This is a genomic window from Arthrobacter vasquezii, assembly GCF_029455255.1.
Taxonomy (GTDB): Bacteria; Actinomycetota; Actinomycetes; order Actinomycetales; family Micrococcaceae; genus Arthrobacter_D; species Arthrobacter_D parietis.
On record NZ_JAROKN010000013.1, the window covers coordinates 55,993 to 73,044 of the forward strand.

At 60.8% G+C, this 17,052-nt stretch carries 11 protein-coding genes and 2 pseudogenes; 10 read left to right on the top strand and 3 right to left on the bottom strand.

The window, feature by feature from the left end:
• Positions 1–25 precede the first annotated feature (25 nt).
• The 9 genes from manD (at position 26) to P4U43_RS07545 (ending at position 12,825) form a co-directional block, all read left to right on the top strand.
• Positions 26–1,255, top strand: a complete 1,230-nt coding sequence (gene manD, locus P4U43_RS07505; RefSeq protein WP_277358161.1) for a D-mannonate dehydratase ManD — start codon at positions 26–28, stop codon at positions 1,253–1,255.
• Positions 1,252–1,800, top strand: coding sequence for a gluconokinase (locus P4U43_RS07510; RefSeq protein ID WP_277358162.1), 549 nt, complete (start codon positions 1,252–1,254; stop codon positions 1,798–1,800). The genes manD and P4U43_RS07510 overlap by 4 nt, the downstream gene beginning before the upstream one ends.
• Positions 1,790–2,863: a LacI family DNA-binding transcriptional regulator gene (locus P4U43_RS07515; protein WP_277358163.1), complete on the top strand. Its 1,074-nt coding sequence runs from the start codon at positions 1,790–1,792 to the stop codon at positions 2,861–2,863. The genes P4U43_RS07510 and P4U43_RS07515 overlap by 11 nt, the downstream gene beginning before the upstream one ends.
• Positions 2,864–3,243: 380 nt before the next feature.
• Positions 3,244–4,035 carry an SDR family NAD(P)-dependent oxidoreductase gene (locus P4U43_RS07520; protein ID WP_318533012.1) on the top strand — a complete coding sequence of 264 codons (792 nt, stop codon included), beginning with the start codon at positions 3,244–3,246 and terminating at the stop codon, positions 4,033–4,035.
• A gap of 17 nt (positions 4,036–4,052) precedes the next feature.
• Positions 4,053–5,012 (top strand): Gfo/Idh/MocA family protein, encoded by a 960-nt coding sequence (locus P4U43_RS07525; protein WP_277358165.1) that lies wholly within the window; start codon positions 4,053–4,055, stop codon positions 5,010–5,012.
• A 124-nt stretch (positions 5,013–5,136) separates the two neighbouring features.
• Positions 5,137–6,552 carry an MFS transporter gene (locus tag P4U43_RS07530; RefSeq protein ID WP_277358174.1) on the top strand — a complete coding sequence of 472 codons (1,416 nt, stop codon included), beginning with the start codon at positions 5,137–5,139 and terminating at the stop codon, positions 6,550–6,552.
• A gap of 239 nt (positions 6,553–6,791) precedes the next feature.
• Complete coding sequence (locus P4U43_RS07535; protein ID WP_277358166.1) at positions 6,792–8,411, top strand: GH35 family beta-galactosidase; 1,620 nt, start codon at positions 6,792–6,794, stop codon at positions 8,409–8,411.
• A 264-nt stretch (positions 8,412–8,675) separates the two neighbouring features.
• Positions 8,676–11,357, top strand: coding sequence for a family 78 glycoside hydrolase catalytic domain (locus tag P4U43_RS07540; RefSeq protein ID WP_449658168.1), 2,682 nt, complete (start codon positions 8,676–8,678; stop codon positions 11,355–11,357).
• Positions 11,358–11,364: 7 nt separating this feature from the next.
• Positions 11,365–12,825 (top strand): glycoside hydrolase family 43 protein, encoded by a 1,461-nt coding sequence (locus P4U43_RS07545; protein ID WP_277358168.1) that lies wholly within the window; start codon positions 11,365–11,367, stop codon positions 12,823–12,825.
• A 39-nt stretch (positions 12,826–12,864) separates the two neighbouring features.
• Here the strand turns inward: P4U43_RS07545 and P4U43_RS07550 are convergent.
• The 3 genes and pseudogenes from P4U43_RS07550 to P4U43_RS07560 form a co-directional block, all read right to left on the bottom strand.
• Positions 12,865–13,050: pseudogene (locus P4U43_RS07550) on the bottom strand (integrase core domain-containing protein); the annotation flags it as partial.
• Positions 13,051–13,062: 12 nt separating this feature from the next.
• Positions 13,063–14,163 carry an IS110 family RNA-guided transposase gene (locus P4U43_RS07555; RefSeq protein WP_277358169.1) on the bottom strand — a complete coding sequence of 367 codons (1,101 nt, stop codon included), beginning with the start codon at positions 14,161–14,163 and terminating at the stop codon, positions 13,063–13,065.
• 244 nt (positions 14,164–14,407) lie between these two features.
• Positions 14,408–15,192 (bottom strand): annotated as a pseudogene (locus tag P4U43_RS07560) (IS481 family transposase); the annotation flags it as partial.
• Positions 15,193–15,847: 655 nt separating this feature from the next.
• On the opposite strand from P4U43_RS07560, the gene P4U43_RS07565 reads away from it, so the two are divergent.
• The coding region (locus P4U43_RS07565; protein ID WP_277358170.1) for a ComEC/Rec2 family competence protein at positions 15,848–17,052 on the top strand (1,205 nt) is incomplete at its 3' end.

The following is a 17,052-nucleotide window of genomic DNA, read 5'->3' on the forward strand; positions in this document are numbered from 1 at the left end:
CCATCCCACCCACACGAGGCAAACAATGATCATTCAGAAGGCAGAAGTCATCGTCACAAGTCCGAGCAGGAACTTCGTGACCCTCAAGATCACCACCGACGAGGGGATCACCGGACTCGGTGATGCCACCCTCAACGGCCGCGAACTCGCGGTTGCCACCTACCTCACGGAGCACGTCACTCAGCTCCTCATAGGTCGGGACCCGCACCGAATCGAGGACACCTGGCAGTTCCTGTACCGCAGCGCTTACTGGCGTCGGGGTCCAGTGACGATGGCGGCAATCGCCGCCGTGGACATGGCGCTGTGGGACATCAAGGGCAAGGCTGCCGGCATGCCGGTGTACCAGCTGCTTGGCGGTGCTTCCCGGACGGCGCTGCGCACGTACGGGCACGCATCCGGCCGGGACATTCCCGAGCTGTTCGACTCCATCCGCCAGCACCTCGAAGAGGGCTACAAGTCCATCCGTGTGCAGACATCCGTCCCCGGAATCAAGGCACTCTACGGTGTGGCTGCCCAGGCCCAGGCAACCGGGGAGCGGTACGACTTCGAACCGGCAGGTCGCGGTGCCCAGCCGACCGAGGAGGACTGGGACACCCGGGCCTACCTGCGCCACATCCCGACCGTCTTCGAAGCTGTCCGAAATGAGTTCGGGCCCGAGCTGCCGTTGCTGCACGATGGCCACCACCGGATGACTCCGATCCAGGCAGCGAAACTCGGCAAATCGTTGGAGCCTTATGACCTGTTCTGGTTGGAGGACGTTACGCCGGCGGAGAACCAGGACGCCTTCCGGCTGATCCGCCAGCACACCACCACTCCGCTGGCAGTCGGCGAAATCTTCAACACCGTCTTCGATTTCCAGACCCTGATCCGCGACCAGCTCATCGATTATGTCCGTGCGGCGTCGACGCACTTCGGCGGTATCTCCCCGTTGAAGAAGGTCATGGACTACGCGGCGCAGTACCAGATCAAGTCCGGTTTCCACGGACCCACCGACGTCTCCCCGGTCGGCTTAGCCGCCCAGACCCACGTCGGTCTCGCGATCCACAACTTCGGGATCCAGGAATACATGGAACACAGCGACAAGACCAACACTGTCTTCGAGCAGTCGATGACGTTCGTTGACGGCTTCCTGCACCCGGGTGACAATCCGGGTCTCGGTGTCGAGCTCAATGAGGAAGCAGCCGCGTCCTTCCCGTACCAGCAGGCCTACCTGCCCTACAACCGTCTGAGCGACGGAACGGTCCACGACTGGTGAGCGTCATCACGAATGAGATCCCGCCGACGCCCACCGGCAATCAGCCGCTCGTGGTGGTAATGGGCGTCTCTGCTGTCGGCAAGTCGTCAGTAGCGGCAGAGCTTTCTCGGGTCACCGGCATTCCATGGAAGGACGGTGACGATCTTCACCCCAAACAGAACGTAGCGAAGATGGCGGCGGGCACACCGCTGACGGACCATGACCGCTGGCCGTGGCTCGATAAGGTAGGAGCAACACTTGCTCACGCTCGACCAGAAGAGGGCGCCATCATTGCTTGCTCGGCGCTACGGCGCACGTATCGAGATCGGATCCGCACGTCCGCGCCCGAGGCAGTGTTCGTGCACTTGACGGGGGACCGGGATCTGCTTGCGCGCCGGGCGGAATCGCGCCCACATCACTTCATGCCCAGCAGCCTCCTCGACTCGCAGTTCGCGACACTCGAACCCCTTGAGGTCGATGAGAATGGAGTCGCCATCGACGTGTCGAACCCCGTTGTTGACATTGCAGCCCGCGCTGCTGATTGGATAGATCACCATGGCCGCTGATACCACCGGAACTGCGCTAACCGCGCCCTCGGATGAGCTGCCTCCTAGCATCGCGGCGCGTCTGGAGAAGCGCGGGGGAACCGCAACCATCTATGACATCGCCGAACTGGCGGGGGTGAGCCCGTCAACTGTTTCGCGGGCGCTCAGCAAGCCCGGCCGAATCAGCGCGCAGACGGAGGCCAAGATCCGCGTCGCGGCCGAGCGTCTGGACTTCCGCTTCAACCCCATGGCCCGAGCACTTCCCACTGGGCGGAGCCACACAATCGCGCTGGTCGTCGCGGACATCACGAACCCGGTGGTATTTGGCATAGTCCGCGGCGCCGAGCACGCAGCTGCTCTAGCTGGTTATACGTTGGTTATCGCGGAATCCCAGGAGTCCGGTGAAGCCGAAGCTGAAGCCGTCTCCCGTATTCTGCCCAGTGTTGACGCCATGATCCTGGCTACCACGCGACTTGCGGACGATAAGATCACAGACATCGCCTCACGTAAACCCGTGGTGCTGGTCAACCGCCGCGTCGACGGGGTGGCAGGCATCCTGCCGGATGTCGAGGCTGGCGTCACCGAACTGCTCGAGCACCTCGCCGAACTGGGCCACCGGTCCCTGGCGTATCTATCGGGTCCGGAAACGTCATGGATCAGTCGCCGCCGGTGGGAGTGCATGCTCGATGCGTCCGAGCGGCTGGGCATCGCCGTGGTCGAAATCGGCCCCAACATGCCCACCATCGACGGTGGTAAGGCGGCGCTGCGCCGAGTGGTTGCTGCACGCGTCAGCTCCGTGATCGCGTTCAACGACTTGATGGCGATCGGTCTCGAACAAGCGGCTGCACAGGCGCAGATTTCGGTGCCAACGCAGCTGAGCGTTGCCGGGTTCGACGACATCTTTGGAAGTGAACTCATAGTTCCACCCCTCACTACTGTTGCCGCCCAGCTCGAGGTTGCGGGGCAGCGCGCAGTCGAGATGCTCCTGGACCAGCTTGAAGGTAAAGACGTCGTCGCCAGCGAACCACTCGGTACCCGCCTGATCATCCGTGGAAGCACCGGCCCAGCGGCCGTAAACCAGTAAGCCCCTGTAGCGCAGCGGAGTAAAACTCCGCCCTTGGAAAACTGTTCCCTTTATCACCGCGGCATAAACGTCAGCGGTGAGAACGAGCGCGCGACCAGATGCCGTCGCTCGTTCACTCAGATCATCGTGGGCTCCGGCCTGAAAGGTGTATGACCATGACAGAACTACAGCCAATCACCGCACGGTCCTCCATCGGACGGTGGCTAGAACATCCGGTTGGGGGCGGGTTACTCCGCCAACTTCTGGCTGCCTCCGGCACAGTCGCCGAGACTCTCGCTCCGGTGCACAACCTACCTCTGCAGCAAATGGTGAAACTAAGCCAGGGGCAAATGTCACAGGAGGCCATCGACCGCCTTGTCATTTCCGCAAATGGTGGCACCATGCCAGATCAGCCCGAAGCAGAAGAAGGATGGCGGGAGAAGGTTACCGAGGGCCGTTTCCACGGCAAGACAGTCATCGTTACTGGCGCAGCCTCGGGTATTGGCCGGGCCACCGCATCACGTATCGCTCGTGAGGGTGGTCATGTCATAGCTGTGGACATCTCCCGCGAGCGGTTGCAAGAGATGGCAGAGTCCCTGCCCAACCATCACGTGGTCGTTGTAACCGCAGACATCACCAAGCAGGAAGCTATCGACTCCATCATCGCTGCCGCCGGCGACCGGATTGACGCCCTCGCCAACGTGGCAGGAATTAATGACGATTTTTCGCCAGCAGGCGAAACCACCGACGCGATGTGGGACAAAGTCATGGCGGTGAATCTGACAGGGCCGTTCAAACTCCTTCGCGCCGTCATTCCGGCTATGGTCAACGCCAAGACCGGGTCGGTCGTAAATGTGGCATCCGAGGCGGCGCTTCGGGGAAACTCATCAGGAAATGCCTACACTGTCTCCAAACACAGCATCATCGGGCTGACGAAGTCTGCCGCTTTCATGTACGGCCCCGAGGGAATCCGCGTCAACGCTATAGCGCCAGGAGGTGTCGCGACCGGAATACCCATGCCGCCCAACATGTCGAAGTACGGCAGTGGTCGCCTGCAACCCTTCCAGGCCGCCATCCCGTCGATCGCGACCGCTGACCAGATTGCCGCCTCGATAACGTTCCTGCTGTCGGATGACGGGGTGAACATCAACGGCACTGTTCTGGCCTCCGACGGTGGATGGTCAGTTCAGTGATGACCGCAGGCAGGACGATGAGTCTGCGGTGGGGCGTGATCGGCACCGGAGACATCTCCGCTCGACTCGTCCCCGACCTCCACTCGGTGGCTCCTGAGTCGGTCACCGCAGTGTGGGGCCGCTCCGGTGGCAGGGCAATGCAGTTCGCATCGGAACAGGGGATCCCGTTCGCAACATCCTCGCGGGAAGAACTCCTCGCCCGCGAGGACATCGACATCGTGTACGTCGCCACGCCGGCAGAAACCCACACGGACATCGCGCTCGAGGCCCTCGACGCCGGCAAACACGTGTTGGTTGAGAAACCCATGGCAACCTCAGCAGCCGATGTCGACCGGATCTTCGAGCGGGCGCAACTGGCCGGGCGGTTCGTGATGGAGGCGATGTGGATGAAATTCAATCCACTGCATCAGGAGGTTATGCGCCGGATCGACGACGGACTCATCGGGGAAGTTCGCAGTGTGCGTGCAAGTTTCGGCACGCCATTCCGCGCACGTGGGAACAAGCTCACTCCTGCGCAAGGCGGCAGTATTCTTCTCGATCGCGGCATCTACCCGGTGACATTGGCTCACTGGGCCCTCGGCGGTGCACAAGTCCAGTCATCTGCACAGACCCTTAGCGAGGAAGTCGACATCGCAGGACACGCGACGCTCGGCTTCGGCGCCGACCGGTTCGCACATGTTGCTTGGTCGGGTGTGGAGTTCCTGGACCTATCGGCCGCCATCAGTGGCGAACACGGTTGGGTCACCCTCGAACCCATGTTCTGGGCCGGAACCGTCGCACACATCCACGCCGGATCCGCTGAAAGGATATTCGTCGATCCTGAACGAGTGGAATACCCGCGAGCAGGAAATGGGTACCAGCCCATGCTGACCGCCGTGCAGAGCGCAATACACGACGGGCTCCTGGAGCACCCCCTGCATGGTCGCACGTCGACTATCGAGGTAGCCCAGACTCTCGATACCATCGCGCGGTCATGAGCGTCAATCAGATCGCGGCTACAGGACTACGCCTCAGGGTCGTCCAATGTGCCTACGCCGCCGGAGGAGAGTCTTGACGACGTCAACTAATGGATCAACAACGCCTGCCGCCTCGGGCGGACGGATCCGACCTAATCTGGTAGTTGCCGTCCTCGCCTTCGCCGGGATGGGTGCCTCCTTCATGCAGACCATCCTGATCCCAATCCAGGGGCAACTTCCCGAACTGCTGGGCGCAAGCCGGGAATACACTGCGTGGGTCATCACCATCACCCTTCTGACCTCAGCGATTTGCACGCCCATATCCGGCAGGCTCGGCGATATGTATGGCAAACGCCGCATCGCAGTAATACTGCTTGGCCTGCTGGCGATAGGGTCTGTCATCAGTGCACTATCACCTTCTGTTGCACCCCTGATCGTCGGACGCGCTTTGCAGGGCACTGGAATGGGTGTAATCCCTCTGGGGATCTCGATCCTTCGCGATGTCCTCCCACCTCACCGGCTCAGCTCAGCTATCGCGCTCGTCAGTGCGACCCTCGGTGTGGGCGGGGCGCTGGGCCTGCCCGTCAGCGCGCTGGTAACCGAGAATTTGGAGTGGCACACCCTGTTCTGGATCGCAGCAGCGATCGGAACCGTAGCTCTCGTCCTCGTTCTTCTGGTCGTACCTGCCGAGGAGTCCCACTCGCATGGCCGATTCGATCTCGGTGGCGCGGTTGGTCTCGCCATCGGTCTCACGGGATTGCTGGTGGCTGTATCCAAAGGAAACGAATGGGGCTGGACCAGTGCTTCCACACTGATTTGCCTGGCGATAGGTCTGACCACCCTCGCAGGTTGGGGCTTGTATGAGCTGCGACATACCAGTCCGCTCGTGGACCTTCGGGTGAGTGCCCGTGGCGCGGTCTTGATGACCAACCTCGCCTCCATTGCTATGGGTTTTGCCCTGTTCTCCTCGAGCATCGTATTTCCTCAGATGCTTGAGCTATCGGAGGAAGCCGGCGGGATGGGCTTGTCCCTGCTCAATACCAGCCTCATTCTCATGCCCTCCGGCTTGGCGATGCTGGCGATGTCACCCATAGCGGGACGGCTCGAACGACGCATTGGGCCCAAACCACTGCTCGTCATCGGCGCGATTGTCATTGCTATCGCCTACCTCGCAGCCGTTGCGTTTGATTCAAACATCTGGCTCGTGCTGGCTATCAACACCATCATCGGTATCGGCATCGGTCTAGGCTACGCCGCGATGCCGACGCTGATCATGCAAGCCGTGCCACTTAGTGAGACTGCAGCTGCCAACGGCCTGAACACACTGATGCGCTCTCTCGGAACGAGCGTGGCGGCTGCAGTTGTGGCGGCCGTGCTTGCCGGATCGGCTACAGGAAGCGTTATCGCGACGGCGCCGACTGAAGCGGGCTTCGAACTCGCCCTGCTCCTTGGGCTTATTGCAGCCGCCCTGTGTGCAGTCCTTGCGGTCTTCATCCCCGGGCCAGGGCAGATCTCGGGGGAGGAGCCGGCGCTCCAGGAAGGAGCACTGCAGAAACGATAAGAGGCCGTTCCGTGCGGATCTCCGTGCGTCACGCACCGCGCGGGTGATTAGGCATCTGTTCGTCGCATGCGCATCCAATCGACTGGTGACAATCGGTTGCCGCCGGTAAGCTCGATACCAGACTAGTTTCCAAACACCTGCCCGGCGGAAGGCGCGTTAGCGAGCCATATACCGCCATACAACCGATTGCCACCAGCGTGGTATTCATGCTGGGTCTTAGGGAAGAAGAGGATTTTTCAATGACGAGAACCCAGGGGGACGCGACCCTCGATACACGTGCCGCGCGGAAAGACATAGACCTGCCGCATCTCGTCCGCAACGGGCATGCGATCCAGTTTGTCGTTGAGGGTAAGCCGTTCCTGGCGCTCGGAGGGGAACTTCACAATTCCAGCGCTTCCAGTCCCCGGTATATGGGGCCGGTCTGGGAGCGGCTGGGCGGGCAGAACATCGGCAGCGTGATCGGTGTGGCCAGTTGGCAGTTAGTGGAGCCCATGGAAGGATACTTCGACTTCGACGCCGTTGATGATCAAATTCTCCAAGCAAGGGCACGTGGGATCCGGCTGATTCTGATCTGGTTCGGTTCATACAAGAACGCGGACTCCGCATACGCACCTACCTGGGTGCGGCGAGACGAGAATCGGTTCCCTCGAGCGACACGTGATCCCGATCGGTTAGTGACAGGCCGGTTCGCGATTGACGGCCCGATCCTTAGCGTTTTCAACGAACAGCTTGCTGAGGCTGACGGGCGTGCCTTCGCTCAGCTGATGCGCCATATCCGCGAGGTCGATCACGATCAGACCGTCATCGCTGTGCAGGTGCAAAACGAGGTGGGACTTCTCGGTGACAGTAGGGATCGGTCCAGCCTCGCCGAGGATGCATGGTCAACCACTGTGCCCGATGAGCTGATGATGCACCTCTGCAGTAACCGCGAAACGCTGCGCCCGTGGCTTCTCGAGTTGTGGCAAAGCCACGGCGGTAAGGAGACAGGGACATGGGAAGAGGTCTTCGGGGCGGACCGTGCCGCTGAAGAGGTGTTCATGAGCTGGGGTTTCAGCCGCTTCGTGGAAGCCGTCGCGGCTGCCGGTTTGGCGGAGTACCCGTTGCCTATGTACACCAACGCGTGGTTGGGGCCGCAGCCGAACGCTGATCTGCCGGGTCAGTACCCAAGCGGGGGACCAGTGGCTCGGATGATGGACGTTTGGAAGGCGGGAGCGCCGTCCCTGGCATTCCTGGCCCCAGACATCTACCTCAAGGACATCACGAACACACTGGTCGACTTCAAAGACGAGCACAATCCCATATTCATCCCGGAGGTGCGACCGGACGCGGGTTCCCTTTTCGTAGCGCTTGGCTCATTCGACGCGATCGGTTTTCACGTCTTTGGCATCGAGGATCTTGAGGAAGAGCACGAGGTCTACCAGGCGTATACGGTCGTCCGGGGGATGTCGGACATTATCCTCGCAGCTCAGGCGGCAGGCACCATTCGAGGTTTCAAGCTGTCCTCAGGACAACAACAAGTTCTCACCATGGGCGAGTACGAGATCACTGTTTCGGGTCCCATTGACACCCGCGGCATGTTCGGAACAGGAACAGGAACCCAAGCAGAGAACCTCGTGGGATACGGACTCATTGTTTCGACAGGCGCCGATGAATTTGTTGTCGTCGCCCGGGGAGCTTCGGTACGGGCATCCATGGAGGGCTCAGTGATCGAACTTGACCATGTGCAGGAAGGCGAATTCGAGGACGGCCAGTGGCAGCCAGGTCGAACTCTGAATGGCGACGAGCGTTACTTCATGTTTCCCAATGACAGTTTGCGGACAGTCAGAATGAGTTTGATCCGCCGTCAACCCTCGAGCTGAAGCCAACCGAACGTCGCCCATCGGCTCAGACGCCCTGATTGACATCAAAACTAGGTGCGTTTCTGGACGCGATGACCCGCAGCGTAAAGCCGGGAAGCGTTGATCGGGTCGCTCTGATCATCACGACGTTCGGGGCACGGCCAAGAACCCGAGTTTAGCCCTTACCTCCGTGTCACTTCGTACAGCCTCGATGTGAGGGAGGACACGCCTTATAGACCGAGCGGCCCTGAAAGCTACGGACGACAAAACGAGAAAGACGACGAGATGACCGACGCACCCTATGATCTCACCGTTAGCAGCGGGGGGGATCAGTTCCCTGTCACAGACGCGGCCCCCCGCCTGTCGTGGAAGACCCTCTCCGCGTCCAGGGAGGAGGCATATGAACTGGAAGCAATTCTCGACGAAACAGTTCAACCGTCCATGATTTCGGAAAGGCACCTATATGTCGCATGGCCATGGGAGGCCCTGCGAAGCCGGCAGCAGGTGCGATGGCGTGTCCGGACTCTGATGCCGGACTCGTCAAAGTCCAACTGGACGTCGTGGTCAACATTCGAGGCCGGACTGTTGGATTCCGACTGGGCCGCATCCTGGATTTCACCGGTCGAGGACGTGGACACGGGATACGGCAATCGCCCCGCCTACACGCTCAGCTCAGACTTCACACTCACCGGTGAGATACGGTCGGCGCGCCTGTACTCCACCGCTCTCGGCCTCTACACGGCCTCCGTCAATGGAGAGCGCGCCGGAACGGCCGAGTTGTCTCCTGGATCGACATCGTACGACCGAACTCTCTACGCACAGGCCTCGGATGTCACCGCGGCATTACGGCCGGGATTGAACAAGGTCGAGATCGAACTGTCGGATGGCTGGTATCGGGGCCAGATCGGCGCTTTCCGCCTCCCCGCCGGATGGGGCACCGTGCTGGGAGCTCGCGCCGAACTGCATATCGACTTGGTGGACGGCACGCATCACATCATCGCCACAGATTCGTCATGGACGAGCACTGTCTCCTCAACCACCCGAGCAGACCTCATGGATGGGCAGAGCATCGACTTCAGGGGTGTGAAAGCTCCAACGGAGACAGTGCTCGTCGATATCGTCGAAGCTCCACCAATCGATTGGTCACCGGCTCCGCCCGTGCGCGTTGTGAGTTCGCGCCCACCGGTGGCGGTGCGGCAGCTGAAGCCCGGCGTCTGGGTCGCTGACTTCGGACAGAACGCCTCCGGATGGATTCGGCTGGAGGACCTTGGCCCGGAGGGCACCCATACCATCGTCGAGTACGGAGAACATGTTGAACCAGGCGGAGACCTGGCAACATCGCATCTGGACTCCCACAGGCCCGGAGAACCGCCCCGAATCTTCTCCCAACGGGACGAGGTCATCGCCGGACCGGAAGGCAACATCTTCGAGCCCCGCCACACCATCCACGGCTTCCAGTACGCACGGATCACCCGGAAGGGTCCTTTCGATCCGTCGACAATGACGATGCAGGTCGTCAACAGTGATCTGATGTCTACCGGGTCATTCGAGTGCAGCAACAACGACCTCAACCGCCTTCACAGCATCGGGGAGTGGAGCTTCCTCGGCAATGCGGTAGACGTCCCCACGGACTGCCCGACTAGGGAACGCCTCGCCTGGACCGGAGACTTCCAGGTCTTCGCCTCCACCGCGACGCGCTTGCGGGACGTCCTTGGATTCGGCCGCAAGTGGCTGCGGTCGGTGCGCGATGACCAGCTGGCAGACGGGCGAATCGCCAACTTCTCACCCGACGGACGACGCATCAAAAACAATGTCGATGATCAATTCGCGATGATGACAGGTTCCGCCGGCTGGGGAGATGCAATCGTCGCCGTACCGTGGGAACTGTATACGGAATATGGTGACGAACAAGTTCTCGCTGAGAACTGGGACTCCATGAAGCGATGGGTTCAATGGACCCTCGACAGTGCACGAACGACACGACATCATGCCCGCAAACAACGATCACCCGAGCCCGAACCTTATGAGGAGTATCTGTGGGACGGGACGTTCCACTGGGGCGAATGGACCGAGCCTCAGGAACGGGATGACGAGGGGAAGCCCATCAACCCCGTCCAGGACAACCCCATGGCCTGGTTCATGGCAGACAAGGGAGAAGTAGGAACCGCCTACCTGTACCGCTCCACAAACACCCTGTCCCGCATAGCCAACATCCTCGGTCACCACGACGAAGCCGCTACCTATGCATCAATCGCCGAGCGAGTACGAAACGCCTGGCGTCAGGCATACCTGCGCCCGGACGGGACAACCGCCGACGACACCCAAGCCAGCTACGTACGGGCCCTCTCTTTCGGACTGATGCCCGATGACCTCCACCCTCCGGCCATTAAACGTCTCATAGACCTGATTCGCGCAGCAGGAACGCACCTCGGCACGGGATTCCTCTCCACCGGAGACCTCTTGCCCGTCCTCCTTCGCGCCGGCCACCCTGACATCGCGTACGAACTACTGTTTCAGCGCACCGCACCATCATGGCTCTACATGATCGACAAGGGTGCCACGACGATCTGGGAAGCCTGGGAGGGAATCGACGACGCCGGCCATGCCCACGAATCACTGAACCACTACAGCAAAGGAACCGTCCTGCGGTTCCTGCACGAACACACTCTCGGCCTGCGGCAGACCGAAGATTCCATAGCATGGCGCTCCATCGTGATCGAGCCAACGCCGGGCCCGTCACTCACCTGGGCACGCGGGTCACACGAAACACCGAACGGCAGGATCGACGTTCACTGGCGGATCGACGGCAATCAGTTCTTCATCGAAGCGGAAATCCCGGCAGAAACGACGGCCCTCATCATCCTGCCCGACGGCTCAGAACACGCAACAGGCTCAGGCACTTTTACAGCCTCGTCCAGGCTCTTCCTCGAACCCGGGCAGTCCCCGGCCGAAACTCCAGTGAGGTAACTGTCCCATGAGTACGCCCATCCTTCCCGGCTACCACCCAGATCCGTCCATATGCCGAGTCGGTGACGAATACTTCCTCATCAACTCCACCTTCGAGTACTTCCCCGGAGTGCCTGTATTTTCAAGCCGGAACCTCCTTGACTGGCAGCAGATTGGCCATGTATTGGAACGGGAAAGCCAGCTCAATGTGCGCACCGGTATCGAAGGGGCAAGCGGTGGCATCTACGCACCAACAATCCGCTTCCACAACGGTCGCTTCTGGATGATCACAACCAATCTGCACGACGTGCGGAAGGGACACCTCATCGTCTCCGCCGAGCACCCCAGCGGTCCGTGGAGCGACCCGGTCTACACACCCGGGCTCATAGGCATCGACCCGGACCTCGCCTGGGATGAGGAGGGCAAGTGTTATCTCACGTGGTCCGACGTGGTGCGCGGCGGTATATCGCAAGCCCAGATCAACCCTCAGACCGGACAAGTGCTGTCAGAGCCACACGAGATTTGGCGTGGGACGGGTGGAGCTCATCCAGAGGGGCCCCATATCTATGCACGTGAGGGCTGGTGGTACCTTCTCGCGGCCGAAGGCGGCACCGCGGCAGGCCATATGGTCACAGTCGCTCGGGCGCGAACAATCAACGGCCCCTACTCAGCCAACCCAGCCAATCCCATCCTGACGCACCGCAGCACCCCCCATCCCGTACAAGCAACGGGTCACGGCGACCTCATCGAACTGCACGATGGATCATGGGCGATGGTACATCTCGGGACCCGTCCCCGCGGGTCGTTCCCGAAGTGGCACACGAACGGTCGTGAGACCTTCCTCGTCGGAATCGATTGGGTAGATGACTGGCCGGTAGTTGTTGAGGACCGATTCTCTGCAAGCATCGTCGACACATCATTTGAGGACCGGTTCCTTGAAGACCGGTTACACCCCCGATGGATCTCGCCCGGCGTAGCTCCAGCGTCGTTCGCCGCACCCGGTAATGAGGGACTGGCATTACGGGCCGGACGGAGTCCCGAAACCGCTCAAGCCGAGCGACTGCTTGCCGTTCGGGCAGTTGATCTCGAATGGAATGTGAGCGTTGACGGAGTCGGCGACTTGGCCCTCGTCGTGCGAATCGACGACCTACACCAAGCAATCCTTCAACGGGTAGAGAACACAGTCACCGCCCGCGTCATCATCGGACCGACTGATCAGGTTCTGGCGACACGGGAATCCGTACCTGAGGCCGAGAGCTTGACAATACGAGCGGTACCATTTGGCGGGCAACCCGGTGAAAGGCAGGGACCGGACCGCGTACTACTGGGTGTTGGGCGCGGTGATGCTTTCCAAGAACTCACTTCCCTCGACGGCAGGTACCTCTCGACCCAGACCGCGGGGGGCTTCACCGGACGAGTGATAGGTATTGAAGCCCTAGCCCCCGGCGTCCTCATCAGCCGATTCGAGTACAACTCACTTCAGGACTGAGCGCATGATCAAAGCGGACAACGACTCGGAACCCGCGCGCTAGTTGTATTGCTCTGAGAGGTTGGTGACGCGGCTGGCCGGTGGTTGACCTTTGAGTGAGGTGTGGCCTCGGTGATGATTGTAATGGTGGAGCCAGTCGCCGAAAGCGGCAACACGGTCGGCTTCCGAGCGGTACGGTTCGGCGCAGGCCCATTCATCGAGCAGGGTGCGGTTGAAGCGTTCGATGCTCCTATATTGTCAAGTGCTCGTCTGGGGCAGGTGAGCATAGATCTCTCTGGCGATGTAGCGCTTCAGGCAGCGGATGATCTCGCGTTTGCTGAGACCTTCAGCGGTGCGTCGTTCAACGTAGGCGCGAGTGGGTGCATGCCGGCGCATCCGGACGATGGCGATGATGTAGAGCGCACTGTTCGCTGCACGGTCGCCGCTGCGGGAGAGCCGGTGCCGGCCGGTGGTTCGTCCGCTGCTGGCTGGTTGCGGTGCGACTCCACAGAGTTTCGCGAACGCGGCCTCGTTGCGGATCCGGTCGGTGTTATCGCCGACGGTGACGAGGAACTGCCCCGCAATTTCAGTGCCTACGCCGTGGAGCCCGATGAGGTCAGGGGCAGCGTTGGTCACCAGGGCGTCAATCTGCGCTCTGAGCTGTTTGATCTCATCATCCAACGCCTTCCATCGGCGTGCGAGGTCACGCAGTGCGAGCTTGGTCCCGGCGAGGTGCATCCGTTCGGGAGTGGTTGCCAGTGACAGGAGATCCTCTGTCTCGGGGCGAAGCCGTAGGCACCTGTTCACGAGGGTGCGTTTGGTGCTGTCGATGAGTTCGTCGCGAAGCATTGAGGGAGCGCCGATCATGATGCCGAACATGGCGTTGAAGGCCTGCGTTCGTGCTTTCACGGCGCTGGAGCGGGTGACGCGGAGGGTTCGAATGACCTCGATCGTTCCTGATTTGCTTTTCGGTATGGCGGTGGAGGTTTCCCCGAGGACGGCGCGGGCGATTTGCTCGGCGTCGAGGCGGTCAGATTTGCCGTCCATCCGGCGGGCGATCCGATTGGGCCGGTTTACCTCGATCACGTGTTCACCTTGACGTGTTAATTCGCGAGCGAGGGCGGCACCGAATGATCCCGTGCTCTCCACCCCGATCGAGGCGAGGTTGCCATAGCCGTGCATCCAGGACCGTAATGCTTCGTATCCGGGAGAGGTGGCGGCAAACTGCCGGTGGCCAAGCAGACGACCATGCTCATCGATGACGGCGGCATAGTGGGTGTGCTTATGCGTGTCGACTCCACCGATGACCGTGACATTTTCTCCATCAATGATCGTGACATCTTCAATCAGGGTTGCCATGCTGGAAACGCTCCTTCCGTAACCGGGATCAACGAACGGATGAGAGGCGAGCCGGCCGGGCGGGCGACAGGTCTGTGATGGGGCTTCTAATCCAAGCTCCTATCAGGTCAGATCCGTCTGGCCGGCGCACTCTGTGGTGCTGCGTCAAGCCCAGTCGACAAATCGAACGCAGGACACCATGGTCATACCTTGGCCGGGGTCAGACTGGAACCTAACGCAGCACCACGATAAGTCTTCACAGACAGACCTTGCCGTTCGTCTGCGGCCGGTAGGGGCGAGTGCGTTTGTGTTTGATCGTTTCCCCGAGAGCTGCTTTGAAGGCGTGTGAGCGGTAGCCATTGCCGTTGTCCGTCAGAACCCGTTTGACGGTGATGCCTCGGGATTCGTACCAGGCAACGGCCCGGTTCCAGAACGCGACGATGGTGTCTTTCTTCTCGTCGGTGAGGATCTCTGAATAGGCCATCCGTGAGTGATCATCGACGGCGTTGTGGATGAAGTGATAGCCGGGTCTGCGGTTGTTTTCGTGCCTGCCTTATTGCGTCGCCCCGCTGCCCTGCCGACGACGCGGTGGCCTCCACCGTCGGGGATGCGCCCGAGTTTCTTGACATCCATATGGATGAGTTCTCCCGGGGCGGCGTGCTCGTATCGGCGGACCACCTTCCCGGTGGCGCGGTCCAGCCAGGACAGCCTGGCCAAACGGTAACGGGTAAGGACCCGGTGCACGGTCGAAGGATGTATCCCGAGGTGATAGCCGATCCTCGCCGGGCCCCACCGCCGGTTGACCCGCATCGCGATGATCCGCCGCTCCCTGCGTAATGGTGTCCTACGCGGGCACGAGCGGGGCCGGCTGGAGGCATCGACCATGGCGTCGGAGCCGGCGGTACGGTATCTCGAAGCCCACCGTGCAGCTGTGGTTACTGAGACTTGGAATCGTTCTGCTGCCCGGCGCAGCGGCCAACCATCATCGACGACACATTGAGCCAGTAATAACCGGCCCTTTGGAGTGAGCAGGGCGTTAGGGTGGGACATTGAAGACCTCCTGGCTGGTGGTTGCTCTCGACAAGCCCCACTTCACCCGGAGGTCTTCTTTATGTCACTGAACCACGCCGACCGTCACTAACCTGCGTGGGCAATACAGCTAGTCTGGGACTTGCGCTACAGGTGTGGCGCTATCGCGCCCGTTGATCGCCTCGCCGGATCACGCCACTGAGAATTCGACCCATAGGGGGTGATGGTCAGCGATTCGCCAAGACGCTTCCGTCCGAGGCCAACCGCTAAGAACGCGGGGAAGATCAATATGCCCCGAACGGCCGGTATAGGTCAGAGCCGTAAGCACGTCGGTCCCGTCGGGTTCGGAAAACCAAGCGATCTGGTCGTAGAAGTGCCTCGTCTTGTCATTGCCGAAGATAGTGCGCGGAACTGCATTTAGTTGAGCGGGAGGCCAAAGACCGGCAGATACGAACTGCTCGTACAGAGGATGCCCCAAGCGGTTAAGGCTGAAATCACCCAGAACTAGGAAATCATCGCTCTGCTCGGCCCACGCTCTCATCCAATCAATGAAGGCGCGGGTTTCTGAGTGCCGATCTGTCGCGCTGCCGCTCCACAGCATATGCACGTTCGTTAGCATGAATCCCGCTGCCCCACGGGTAAAGCTGACCGTATACGGAACTCGAACCAATGGTGGGTGTGGGGCGTCGGTTCCGGGGGGCAGGAGGATCTCTCCAACTATTCCGGACGGCTGGACTCGCGACTCATCATAGAGGTAAACGAGGCCATTACCGGTGTCCTCGGTGCTTCCAGTGGCGTTGTTGATGATCTGGTTGTGATGCAGGTCGACATTCACGATATGGCGAAGGCCGACGACGAGGTCACACCCGAAGTTGCGGTAGTGGACCGTCTTGTCGAGGCGCTGCCAGTGGTCGGGGGCAAGCCTTATCTCGCGACGTTTGTACTCACGCATGCTGACAAGGACCACTGCCTGGGTTTCGCTGACCTCCTACAGCAGGTGACGATTGGGGAGTTGTGGGCGACACCGCGCCTCTGGCGTGAGTACAACGATCCGGACGCTGCGGAGCTTTGCAGCGACGCTGTTGCGTTCCGTGAGGAGTCAGAGCGGCGAATTGAGGCCACGATGAAGGCCTTGAGCGCAGGTGGCCTCCCGGCGAGTGGCGATCGGATTCGTGTTGTCGGCTACGACGATGAGCAAAGCTCGCATGCCTACAACGAGTTGCCCGATGAATATCTGGCCTGGCCTGGCCAGTCGTTGACGATGCTTGATGGAAACGACTGCGCCGGCGTGTTCGAAGCGTTTATCCACGCCCCCTTCAGGGATGACGCAGCTGCCGCTCGAAACGAGACCTCTCTGTCGATGCAGGTTACATTGACGGACGAGACAGGTGTTGATGGGAAAGTGCTGCTGTTTGGTGACCTTGCCCATGACACGCTCATGAAGGTCTTCGATTACAGCGAGTACTACAACCGTGAGCAGTACCTCGCGTGGGATTTGCTGCTGGCACCGCATCATTGCTCCAAGCGAGTGATGTACAAAAGGGATGCCGACGGCAAGGAACAACTCCAGATGGATGTGCTCAACGCGTTCGAGCGCAACGCACGTCCTGGCGGAACCGTTGTGTGTAGCAGTGCGGTGTTCCCGGACGTAGACGTCGACGGGCACAATCCTCCGCACAAGATGGCGGCCGACCGCTACGCGGAGATCGCCGACGAGGTGATCTGCACAATGTCGTGGGTTGATGAGGGAGCGCCGTCCCCGGTGGTGTTTGGTGTCGACGCGGCTGGCGCCCGCATTATCCGCGGCGACCTGGTCAAGTCGGCCGCATCCGAGGCCGCGGCAGAACTCGCAGCATCGGCAGTCGGCCGGCGGTTCGCCGC

What these genes read in the sequence shown, in the direction of transcription:
- manD (WP_277358161.1), top strand. Translation starts at nt 26, where the DNA reads ATGATCATTCAGAAGGCAGAAGTCATCGTCACAAGTCCGAGCAGGAAC.
- P4U43_RS07535 (WP_277358166.1), top strand. Translation starts at nt 6,792, where the DNA reads ATGACGAGAACCCAGGGGGACGCGACCCTCGATACACGTGCCGCGCGG.
- P4U43_RS07515 (WP_277358163.1), top strand. Translation starts at nt 1,790, where the DNA reads ATGGCCGCTGATACCACCGGAACTGCGCTAACCGCGCCCTCGGATGAG.
- P4U43_RS07555 (WP_277358169.1), bottom strand. Translation starts at nt 14,163, where the DNA reads ATGGCAACCCTGATTGAAGATGTCACGATCATTGATGGAGAAAATGTC.
- P4U43_RS07520 (WP_318533012.1), top strand. Translation starts at nt 3,244, where the DNA reads ATGCCAGATCAGCCCGAAGCAGAAGAAGGATGGCGGGAGAAGGTTACC.
- P4U43_RS07545 (WP_277358168.1), top strand. Translation starts at nt 11,365, where the DNA reads ATGAGTACGCCCATCCTTCCCGGCTACCACCCAGATCCGTCCATATGC.
- P4U43_RS07540 (WP_449658168.1), top strand. Translation starts at nt 8,676, where the DNA reads ATGACCGACGCACCCTATGATCTCACCGTTAGCAGCGGGGGGGATCAG.
- P4U43_RS07525 (WP_277358165.1), top strand. Translation starts at nt 4,053, where the DNA reads ATGAGTCTGCGGTGGGGCGTGATCGGCACCGGAGACATCTCCGCTCGA.